Origin of the sequence: Paracoccus angustae (genome assembly GCF_042648745.1) — a bacterium.
In the GTDB taxonomy this organism is placed as follows: Bacteria; Pseudomonadota; Alphaproteobacteria; order Rhodobacterales; family Rhodobacteraceae; genus Paracoccus; species Paracoccus angustae.
The window spans coordinates 95,430-104,944 of sequence record NZ_JBHRXY010000011.1; the positions used below are offsets into that span (position 1 = coordinate 95,430).

The 9,515-nt window shown below is 70.1% G+C and carries 8 protein-coding genes; 2 read left to right on the plus strand and 6 right to left on the minus strand.

Features of this window, described 5'->3' with window-relative positions; genetic code table 11:
• Nucleotides 1–21: 21 nt before the first annotated feature.
• The 3 genes from ACFOM8_RS13855 to ACFOM8_RS13865 all read right to left on the minus strand — a co-directional run bounded on the left by ACFOM8_RS13855 (nt 22) and on the right by ACFOM8_RS13865 (nt 2,496).
• Entirely contained in the window at nt 22–414 is a 393-nt protein-coding gene (locus ACFOM8_RS13855; RefSeq protein WP_377762289.1) for a type II toxin-antitoxin system VapC family toxin, read from the minus strand.
• Nucleotides 414–659 carry a type II toxin-antitoxin system Phd/YefM family antitoxin gene (locus ACFOM8_RS13860; protein ID WP_377762290.1) on the minus strand — a complete coding sequence of 82 codons (246 nt, stop codon included), beginning with the start codon at nt 657–659 and terminating at the stop codon, nt 414–416. The genes ACFOM8_RS13855 and ACFOM8_RS13860 overlap by 1 nt, the downstream gene beginning before the upstream one ends.
• Nucleotides 660–1,164: 505 nt before the next feature.
• Nucleotides 1,165–2,496: a condensation domain-containing protein gene (locus ACFOM8_RS13865; protein WP_377762292.1), complete on the minus strand. Its 1,332-nt coding sequence runs from the start codon at nt 2,494–2,496 to the stop codon at nt 1,165–1,167.
• Between the two features lie 483 nt (nt 2,497–2,979).
• Between ACFOM8_RS13865 and ACFOM8_RS13870 the strand changes: the two genes are divergently transcribed.
• The gene (locus ACFOM8_RS13870) at nt 2,980–3,564 is read left to right on the plus strand and encodes an acyl carrier protein (protein ID WP_377762294.1); all 585 of its coding nucleotides are present in this window, start codon (nt 2,980–2,982) and stop codon (nt 3,562–3,564) included.
• 11 nt (nt 3,565–3,575) lie between these two features.
• Here ACFOM8_RS13870 and ACFOM8_RS13875 read toward each other — a convergent pair whose 3' ends face one another.
• Genes ACFOM8_RS13875 through ACFOM8_RS13885 form a run of 3 tightly spaced genes read right to left on the minus strand, consistent with a single transcriptional unit; the run spans nt 3,576 to nt 6,234 of the window.
• Nucleotides 3,576–4,352: an SDR family oxidoreductase gene (locus ACFOM8_RS13875; protein WP_377762296.1), complete on the minus strand. Its 777-nt coding sequence runs from the start codon at nt 4,350–4,352 to the stop codon at nt 3,576–3,578.
• On the minus strand, nt 4,349–5,008 hold the full coding sequence (locus ACFOM8_RS13880) for an isochorismatase family protein (RefSeq protein WP_377762298.1): 660 nt from the start codon (nt 5,006–5,008) through the stop codon (nt 4,349–4,351). Before ACFOM8_RS13880 ends, ACFOM8_RS13875 begins: the two co-directional genes overlap by 4 nt.
• Complete coding sequence (locus ACFOM8_RS13885; RefSeq protein WP_377762300.1) at nt 5,005–6,234, minus strand: isochorismate synthase; 1,230 nt, start codon at nt 6,232–6,234, stop codon at nt 5,005–5,007. Before ACFOM8_RS13885 ends, ACFOM8_RS13880 begins: the two co-directional genes overlap by 4 nt.
• A 430-nt stretch (nt 6,235–6,664) precedes the next feature.
• Between ACFOM8_RS13885 and ACFOM8_RS13890 the strand changes: the two genes are divergently transcribed.
• Entirely contained in the window at nt 6,665–8,632 is a 1,968-nt protein-coding gene (locus ACFOM8_RS13890; protein WP_377762302.1) for a TonB-dependent receptor domain-containing protein, read from the plus strand.
• The last annotated feature ends 883 nt before the right edge of the window (nt 8,633–9,515 follow it).

A 9,515-nucleotide genomic window follows, 5' to 3' on the forward strand; every position in this document is an offset into this window, starting at 1 on the left:
CACCCCCCGAAAGGGCCGCCTTCAGCAGGCCAGGGGCACCGCCTCGGCCTGGGCGGCGGCCAGAAGGGCGGCGTCGAGACTGGCCAGCGCCGCGCCCTGCCGCAGGGCCAGTTCCAGATAAAGCGCGTCGTAAACCGTCAGCCGGTGCCGTCGCGCCAGGTCAAGAACCACCGCCCCGGCGGGCGCCGTGTCCAGGACGATGCCAAGCCCGTCCACAGCATCGGCGATCTGTTCGGCCGATCCCGCGGGGATGCGGCCGCGGCGTTCGTTCACCACCAGGATGTTGCGCAGCTCGGCCCAGAGCAGCCAGGGGGCGGCGATGTCCTCGTGCCGGGCGGCCAGGCCGGGCAGATCGATGCCCCGCTCGTCCGGCATGACCGCGGCCACCAGGGCCGAGGCATCCAGCACCAGCATCAGCGGCGGCCCTCGTCGCGGGCCGACAGGATGTCGTTGGCGGACAGCGCAACGCCCTGCCGGGCCAGGCGCGCGCGCAGGCCGGTCAGGCGGCGCAAGGCCTCGGCCCGCGAGGGGCCCGCGACCGGCACCAGCCGGGCCACGGGCGTGCCGCGGCGGGTGATGGTGACGGATTGGCCCTGCTCGGCCGCGGCCAGCAGTTCGGAAAGGTGGGTCTTCGCCTCGAAGGCGCCGATTTCGCGCATGCCGGTCTCCTGATCAACCAGTATGAAACTAGTTGCTCATGCTGCGCTTGGCAATGCTGTATGGATCCGCCGCGCTCTTTCCGGCGCATCGGGTCTGAACGGCAAGATGCCCCGACAGCCCTCCCGGCCCGATGGACCAGGCGGCGAGCCCTGATCCGCAGGCGCTGCGCCAGGGGCGCAAGCAGGGCCAGCCGCACCGTGCAGCGGCTTGAACGGCAGGCCGGTTTCCGTGCCTTTCCGTCCCATCAGGGCCGAGGCCGCCAGCAGCCGCCCGCATGACGCCCGCATGACGCGCTGCGCATGACGATTGCGGGGGACAACACTTGGACAAGCCGCGACACCGGCTTTCCACCCTGCCCAAGTCCGAGGCGCAGCGGCGGCATCGAACATCGGCAGCCCTGCCATGCCGGAACAGATCCGCACGGAGTCGGACCGGCCGAACGGCAAGCCCCGCGCCCGCCGGTTTCGTCAGAGCCGGATCGGTCCTGCGCCCGGGCAAGGCGGATCAGGCCGGGACGGCCAGCAGGTCCGCCACAAGCGTCCCGCCCGAAGCCTCCAGCGCGGCCCCGAGAAAGCGGGGCAGCCCGGCCGCGTGACGGGAAAAGCAGGCGGCGTCGGTCAGGGCCGGGTCGGCCTCCAGATGCAGCATCATGGCCCCGCCGCGCGAATCCGCCGTTACGGTCACGTTGAAGCCGTCGCCGGGACCGGCGGCCAGCACCTCGCGCCGGGTGTCGCAGCCCGGAAACACCGCAGGGTCGAAGGGCATCACGTTCAACAGGGGCGAAAAGAAGAACCGCTCGTTCGCGGCAAGGCCCGCATCCGCGGCGATCCGTTCGATCCGGCAGCGGCCATGGCGGCGGATCGCCTTGAGATCCGCGGCAAGGCCCGCCAGCGTTTCGGCAAGCGGGGCTTGCCGCGCCTCGGGCAGGTGCCAGGGGACGATGTTCAGCACCATGGCCGGAACCCGGGCGCTCACGCTGCCCATCCGCCCCATCAGCGGCAGCCACAGGATGCGCTCGCCGTCCGTTCCCGGCCCGGTCCCGTTCCGCCGCAGCCACAGCGCGGCCAGGGCGATCAGCAGATCGGGCCAGCCCAGATCGTGGCGCAGCGCCGCATCGCGCAGCCGCCCGGCCAGATGCGACAGGTCGGCCGTCGCGCTGCGGGGGTGGGCAGGATAATCCTCGGATCCCTTGCGTATGCGCGGGGGCAGCGGCGCCGAGGCCAGCCGCCCCCGCCAGAAATCCCGGGCCGCGGCGTTCCGGTCCGAGGCGGCGTAACCCGCCTCCTCGGCCAGATAATCCGCGAAACGGGCGAAAGGCTGGCCTTCGGGCGCGCCGCAGGCAAGATGGGCATAAAGCTGCGCCGCGCGCCGCTCGATCAGCGCCATGGCATAGCCGTCCAGAAAGATGTGATGGCCTCGGCAATACCACAGCCAGGCGCGCGGCCCGGTGCGGACCAGCCACATCGCGCCCGCCCCGCCGCCGCCCAGATCCAGCGGCCGGGCCAGGTCGCGGGCCATCAGCGCGCGCGCCCGCCCCTCGGGGTCGGGATCGCCCCGCAGGTCGATCTGGCGCAGGACCGGGCGCGCGGCAGGATCGACGCGCTGCGCCGGCCTGCCACCCGGCCCCGGGGCGAAGCGCAGCGACAGGACATCGGTTTCGGCGGCGACCCTTTGCAGCGCCCGCACCAGGGCCGCCGGATCCGCCCCGCCCTCGATCCGGGTCAGATGCGCCACGGTTGAGACCGGCTGGCCGGGATGGGCCAGATATTCTTCCCAGAAATCCAGCTGGCCAGGGGTCAGGTACAGCCATCCGCCACCCTGCGTTGTCGGCTCCATGCGCATCCTCCGGGCATTGACAATTCCCGACGGAAATACTTAAGAATTGGCCAGGGTCAACCGGCGGCGTGCCGGGAACCCGTCTCCGCAGCAAGGCCGCCCCCGGCCCAGCCGGATTTTCCCGCTGGCAAGGACGCTGCCGTGATGACCGATTTCACCCCCTGGCCCGAGGCTCTGGCCCGGCCTTACCGCCGCAAGGTGCGTCGGATCGGCAGCGCGGCTGGCGGCGGCGCGCCTTGGGCGCGACGACCGGGCGCCGGTGCAACTGCCGAACGTGGCCGAGTTCCACATCGTCTTCATGGCCCGGCCGAAGGCGGCCGTTGTGCCCCTGAGCGCCCTGTTCAGCCGCAAGCGGGTCGAGCTTTCGGCCGGTGCCGCCCGGATCGGCCCCGCCCTTGTGATCGCGGACCGCAGCCGCCCGCGGTTCGGCGACGACGCCTTTCCGGGCGACATGCGGCGGCAGGCGGAATCCATCCGCTGGGCATGGCGGGCCGGGTCAAGCACCAGATTGATCGGGGCGGCGAGAAGATCGCATCCGAGGAGGTCGAGCATCTTCCGATGCGCCATCCGGGGGCAGCGCAGGCCGCCCTTGTGGCCCTGCCCGGCGCCGGCCCGGGCAAGAAAAGCTGCGCCTTCGTGGTGGCCCGCACCGCGCCGCGCGGGATCGATCTGCGCCGCCCCCTGACGGGTCCGGGTGTCGCGGATCACAAGCTGCCGGACCGCTTGCGATTTGTGGAAACGCTGCCGCTGACGGCCGTGGGCAAGACCGACAAGCGGCTGCTGCGCGCCCGGCCGGATCTCTTTGGAACGGACACAGGAGAAGACATGTCCCTGATCGACAATGCCGCCTTGCAGGACGATTGGCTGGCCGCGCAGGTCGCCCGCATGACCGACGAGGACGGCATAGGTCCCGACGACGACCTGACGCTTTGCGGCCTGGATTCCATGGGGGTGATGCGGCTGGCCCTGCTGCTGGAGGAACGCGGGATCGTGCTGTCCTTCGACGACCTGATCGCGCGCCCCACCCTGAACGCCTGGCGGGCGCTGATCGCCCGGCATCGCGCCTGAAAAAAGGGGCGTCACCCGCGCAGGGTGGCGCCGCCGTCCACGTAAAGATCGGCCATGGTGATATGGCCCGCCCCTTCCGACAGCAGGAACATGGCGGCAAGCGCGATGTCGCGGGGCGTGGCCAGCTTGCCCAGGGGAATGCCCGTGCGGAAGCTGGCCAGATCGCCCGCCACGACGCGCGCGGCGCCCCCGTTGTCGGTCCACATCCCCGTCTGCATCGGCGTCAGGGTGGATCCGGGCGCCACGATGTTGCAGCGGATGCCGTGGGGGGCAAGCTCAAGCCCCAGGCAGCGCACCAGCATCGCCGCCGCCGCCTTGGACGCCGCATAGGGCCCCATGGCGTGGCGCGGAATCCCCCCGGCGTTCGAGCCGATGACCACCAGCGCCCCGCCCGTTCCCTGGTCCCGCATCCGCGCGCCCAGGGCGCGGCCCACCCGGAAGACGCCGCCAGCGTTGACATCCATGACGCGCTGCCATTCGGCGTCCGGCGTGTCGACAACCGTTCCGGTGGCCAGCACCCCCGCGACATGCGCGCCCAGCCGGATCGGACCCAGTTCGGCCGCCGCCCGGGCGACGGCGGCATCCACCGCCGCGCTGTCGCGCACATCCAGCGGATGCCAGACCACGCCCGGCATCGCGTCTGGCGCCGCCTCAAGCGCCGCCGGGGTGTCGGTGGCAAAGACGCGCGCCCCGGCCCCTGCCAGCATCGCGACCAGCGCGCGTCCGATCCCGCCCGCCGCGCCGGTGACAAAGGCCGCCCGGTCCTCGAATCCGTCCAGCCGCATCATTCGGCCGCCCGGGTCATGGCGCCCATGGCATCAAGCGCGGTTTCGGTGTCCAGCGGCACGCCGCAGCACCCGGCGATCCAGCCCATCGCCATGTCGTGCCGCGCCCGGTCGAAATCGGCCTGGGCGTCGCAGACCGGAAAGGGCTGGATGTCGCGCTGGAAAGCCTCGGCCGCGGTGGCGAGGCAGCCGATATGGGCATAGATGCCGGTGATCAGCAGCTGGTCCCGGCCCCGGGCACGCATCAGCGCGGCCAGGTTCGAGCGCTGAAAGGCGCTGTAGCGGTGCTTGACCAGCACGTGATCCCCGGGCGCGGGCGCAAGGGGGGCGAGGATCGCCTCGTGGTCGGGCCCGGCCTCCATGCCCGGTCCCCACAGGTCGCGCTGCAAGCCCCGGTCGGCCGGAAACTGGCTGCCCTTCTGGGCGGTGTAAAAGACCGGGATCCCGGCGGCGCGCGCGGCGGTCAGCAGCCGGGCGACATGGGCGGTCACCTCGCGCAGGGGGGCGGCGTCGGGCGCAAAGGGCGCGCAGAAATACCGCTGCATGTCATGGACCAGCAGCGCCAGCCTGTCGGGCCGGGGCGTCCAGGGCGCGCGCGGCCGGGGAAGATCGGCCAGGCGGGGCAAGGAATAAGGGTCGATCCGGGGCAGGCCCATCATGCGTCCTTTCCGGCAAGGGTCAGCGCGGCGTCACCCGGCAGGCCGAGCGCGTCCAGCATGGCGGCGAACTTGGCGGCGGTCTCGTGGGTCTCGGCCCAGGGGTCGGATCCCTCGACGATGCCTGCGCCCGCGAACAGCCGCGCGGTGCTGCCGCAGATCTCGGCGCAGCGGATCGCCACGTGCCAGGCGCCGTCGCCGCGCGCATCGCACCAACCGACCGCCCCGGCATAAAAGCCCCGGTCCTCGGGTTCCAGCCGCGCGATCTGCCGGGCGGCGTCGGCGGGGGGCAGGCCGCAAACGGCGGGCGTGGGATGCAGCCGCGCGGCTAGAACCGCCGCGGGAACCGTGTCGTCCCTGAGCCGCCCCCGGATCCGGGTGCCCAGGTGCCACATGCTGCGGGTCGCCGTGAGCCGGGTGCCGTCGGGGCAGTCCAGATTCCGGCACAAGGGCGCCAGCGTGTCCAGGATGTATTCCACCACCATCGCATGTTCGCGCCGGTCCTTGGCCGACCCGGCCAGGGCGGCGGCGGCGCGGGCGTCCCGTTCGGTGTCGCGGTGCCGGCGGGCCGAACCCGCCAGGGAATGGGACAGCACCGCCGCGCCGCGCTTGTCCAGCAGCAGTTCGGGCGTCGCCCCGACCAGCGCCCGCGTCCCGCCGTCCGCCCCGCCGTCCGCCCCGATGCCTGCGCCAATGCCTGCACCGGGCAGGCCGACGCGGAAAGCGGTGACGCTGTCGTCCTGGACCAGCCGGGCCAAAAGGGCGTCCTCGTGGATCGGGCAGGGGCTGGCCACGGCCAGGGTCCGGGCCAGCACGATCTTGCGCAGCCCCTGCGGCAGCCCGGCTTCGGCCCGCAGGAGGCGTTCGGCCCGGGCGACGGCATCGGCGTAGATTTCGGGCGCCGGAACAGAGGTCAGGCGGACCGGCCCCGGCGCCGCTTCGCCGGGCGCGTCCCACAAGGGGCGCGACCCGGCGCGGGCGGCGCGCCACAGGTGATCGGGCCGGTCGCGCCTGAAGGGCAGCGCGCCGCCCGCCACGGCGCCCGGCCCGGCGTCGCGGAAGGCCTCGGCCAGGCGGCGTTCCAGCGTTTCGGCGGTGCCGGGGGCGATCGGCGCATGGCTGCCCTGGGACAGCACCGTTCCGCCAGGGCCGTGGAACAGAAAACGGCCGGAGGCGGCGGGCCGGGCGGCGGGCTCGGCCTTGCGCGGATCGGTCAGGGCAATGGTCATGTCAAATGGCATCCGGTCTCTCGGCCCGCCTGGATTGCGGACGGATGGAAGGGAGAGGCTGGCGAGATGCTGGCGTTTGGCGCGCCGCGGCGCGGAAAAAAGGGCGGTCGCGGCAGCACAAGAGGGAAAGCCGGCCGCAACCCGCGCGGACCATGCCGGGACGCGGCAGGTTAGTCAACTAAAATAATCAGGTATTTGGAAACGCATGGCGGGACGGGGCTGGCGACGAACCGTCCTGCCGCAGGTCAATTCGTTCATCCTTTTGTTATGAAATGACGTTTTCTTTCACTTTCTTTCCCTTGCTCCGGGCGCTTGTGACCGCCGCGCGACACATCCGCCGCCCGATGGCTTAATCCTGACTGAAATACTTGAGAACAGCCGTCCTCCTCGCCATGGCATCCCCGCACAATGGCAAGAAAGGGACATGTCCATGCGAAGAACTTCGATCCTCTGGCTTGGCGGCGTTTCGCTGGCCGCCATGGCCTCGGCCCTGGGCGCCCAGGATCTGCCGGACGGGGGCGGCCTTGTTCTGGACCCGATCACCCTGATCGCGGACGGCCAGGAGAACATCGAGGCCACCGGCGGCGTCGTGGTCAGCCGCGAGGATCTCGAGGCGATCCAGCCCGCCAATGTCTCGGAGCTGTTCCAGCGCGACTCGGCGGTCGCGGTCTCGGCAGGGTCGGGCCCGTCCAAGCGCATCCATGTGCTGGGGCTGGAACAGTCGAACCTGGCCGTGTCCGTGGACGGCGTGCCGCAGTTCAAGGACAGTTGGCACCACAGCGGATCGAACGTGATCGACCCGGCCTTCCTGAAGCGCGTCGAGGTCGAGGCGGGCGCCGCCGCCGCCGATGCGGGCTTTGCCGCCGCCGCGGGCGCGGTGCGCTATGAAACGCTGGGCGCGCGCGATCTTCTGGCCGACGGGCGCAGCCGTGGCGGGCGCGTGGGTCTGTCCTATGGCAGCAACGGGCGCGGGCTCGAGGCGAGCCTGGCCAGCTATGGCGTCCACGAGGGCTTCGATTGGTTCGTCATGGCCAATGTCGCGCGCGGCGACGATTACGAGAACGGCAACGGCCGCACCATTCCCGGCAGCGAACCGGCCAACACCGGCGGGCTGGTGAAACTGGGCTACGAGTTCGAGACCCACCGGGTCGAGCTGTCCTATGAACGCAGCCAGGACGACGCCGACCGGGTGGTGCGGATGAACATGGACCTTGCGTCCGACGTTTATCCGCTGAAGGTCACGCGCGACACGCTGAGTTTGAAATACGCCACCACCGCACCCACCGCCGCCTGGGATCCCGAAGCCCTGTTCTTCATCAGCCGCAACGAATACGACCGCCCCGACTTCATCCCGGACGAGGCGCGCGGCGATTTCGCCTTCGAGGCGCAGGGCGTCGGCGGCGTGGTCAAGAACCGCTTCGACATGGGCCCGGGCACGGTCACGACGGGGATCGACTGGTCCTACAACGATTACCGGATCGACAATTTCGGCGATACCGACATGCGCATCCACACGACCGAGACGATGCAGGTCGGCGCCTTTGTCCAGGGCCGCTTCGCCTTCGACAACGGCATCGACCTGTCCACCGGCGCCCGGGTCGATCATCACCGCTTCACCGACTGGAACGGGATGCGCAAAAGCGACAGCGGCGCCAGCGTGAACGCCACCATCGCCTATGAATTCGCGCCGGGCTATCAGGTCTTCGCGGGCGCGTCGCGCACCTGGCTGGGCTATGACATCGGCGAATACGGCTATCTGCACGCGCGCGATTCCTCGGCGGTGACGGATCCGGGCTACGAACCGGCGACGGCGCGGAACTACAAGCTGGGGGTGAACGCCAGCGGCGGCAACTGGACCGGCAACCTGACGGTCTTCGACACGCGCCTGGACGGGCTGGCCAACGCCTATGACCCGCTGCTGGCGAACACCGGCGAATACCGCAGCCGCGGCGTCACGGCCTCGGCGCAATACGGCTGGGGTTCGGGGCGCGCGGGCGTCAGCGTCACCCGGGCCGACGTGTCGCTGGACGGCGACGACCTGCCCCCGGCGGGCGGCGAGGCCGTGCCCATCGGCACGGTCGCCGCGCTGTTCGTGGACCAGGAGATCCCGCAGCACAACCTGACCGTCGGGGCGACCTGGGCGCTGGCCAAACGCCTGTCGGGCGATGCCGTGACGGACGCGGGATTTGCGGACCATCCCGGATACGGCGTGGTGAACGCCTATGCCGAATGGCGGCCCGCGCGCCACGAAAACGTCGTGCTGCGGTTGGGCGTCGATAACCTGCTGGACAAGGCCTATTACGAACGGTCGAGCTATGGCCGCAACCTGGAACGCGACGTGACGCCGCTTTACGCGCCGGGCCGCACCGTGACGCTGGGCGCCACGCTGGACTTCTGAAACCCCGCCCGCCGGCGCGCTGCCGCCGGCGGGTGTCCGGCAGCGCCCGCCCGACCGGCTTTGGCTGGTCGCCTGCGGCATGATGGTGAAGCCGCTGTCGCCCGAACGGCTGCGGATCCGTCCGCTCTGGCTCGGCAAGGGATCGGGCGGCCAGAAACGGATCCCGCCATGCCTCGCGATCCTGTTCCAGCCTTGACATGGCCCATGATCCCCCGAATGCCCGGCCGAGGAGACGGAACGGAAATCCGTCAGCCCGGCTGGCCGATGCGCCGCCCCGGCAAGCGGTCGGTGGATGCCGTCCTGTTGCAACCGACGCGCGAAGAGGCCCTGGCCGCGTCACAATGTCCGATTGCCGGGCCGTGCCGTTGCCGTTCAGTCTGAAAGCCGACCCGCCCTGCCCCGCTCCGGGTTCCCAAACGGACAATTTTTAATCCTCGAAACCATACCCCAGGAAAGATATGCCGCCCGCGTTCAACGGCGAATCATATTCGCTGCCGTGGCCCTGAAGCCGGTTTCCGGCGGAAAAGCCGGTTCATCGGGATTTCGCGTCTTTTCACACCGGCCTTGTCTTCGTTCGTTCGGATTTGCGAATCCGCGTTCGCACAATCGGAAGATGAGGACGCAAATAAAATGATTTTGACTTGACACGACCATATTATGCTAATTCACAGAAAGGTGATTTCACCCGCTTTGGCGCCGCGCGTCGTGCCAAGCCGATCCGCCTTGTCAGGCAGATCTTTGATCGAGAATAAAATTCCCCCTTCATGGTCGTTTATTGCATGACGTGAAAAACCGGCGTCTACGAACTAGGGCGTGTTGACGTTTGAGGATTTCCAAACTGGTCGCTGGCTGATTCAAGGCTGCCAAATGGGAGGCAACCTTG

What these genes read in the sequence shown, in the direction of transcription:
- ACFOM8_RS13855 (WP_377762289.1), bottom strand. Translation starts at nt 414, where the DNA reads ATGCTGGTGCTGGATGCCTCGGCCCTGGTGGCCGCGGTCATGCCGGAC.
- ACFOM8_RS13860 (WP_377762290.1), bottom strand. Translation starts at nt 659, where the DNA reads ATGCGCGAAATCGGCGCCTTCGAGGCGAAGACCCACCTTTCCGAACTG.
- ACFOM8_RS13865 (WP_377762292.1), bottom strand. Translation starts at nt 2,496, where the DNA reads ATGGAGCCGACAACGCAGGGTGGCGGATGGCTGTACCTGACCCCTGGC.
- ACFOM8_RS13870 (WP_377762294.1), top strand. Translation starts at nt 2,980, where the DNA reads ATGGCGGGCCGGGTCAAGCACCAGATTGATCGGGGCGGCGAGAAGATC.
- ACFOM8_RS13875 (WP_377762296.1), bottom strand. Translation starts at nt 4,352, where the DNA reads ATGATGCGGCTGGACGGATTCGAGGACCGGGCGGCCTTTGTCACCGGC.
- ACFOM8_RS13880 (WP_377762298.1), bottom strand. Translation starts at nt 5,008, where the DNA reads ATGATGGGCCTGCCCCGGATCGACCCTTATTCCTTGCCCCGCCTGGCC.
- ACFOM8_RS13885 (WP_377762300.1), bottom strand. Translation starts at nt 6,234, where the DNA reads ATGACCATTGCCCTGACCGATCCGCGCAAGGCCGAGCCCGCCGCCCGG.
- ACFOM8_RS13890 (WP_377762302.1), top strand. Translation starts at nt 6,665, where the DNA reads ATGCGAAGAACTTCGATCCTCTGGCTTGGCGGCGTTTCGCTGGCCGCC.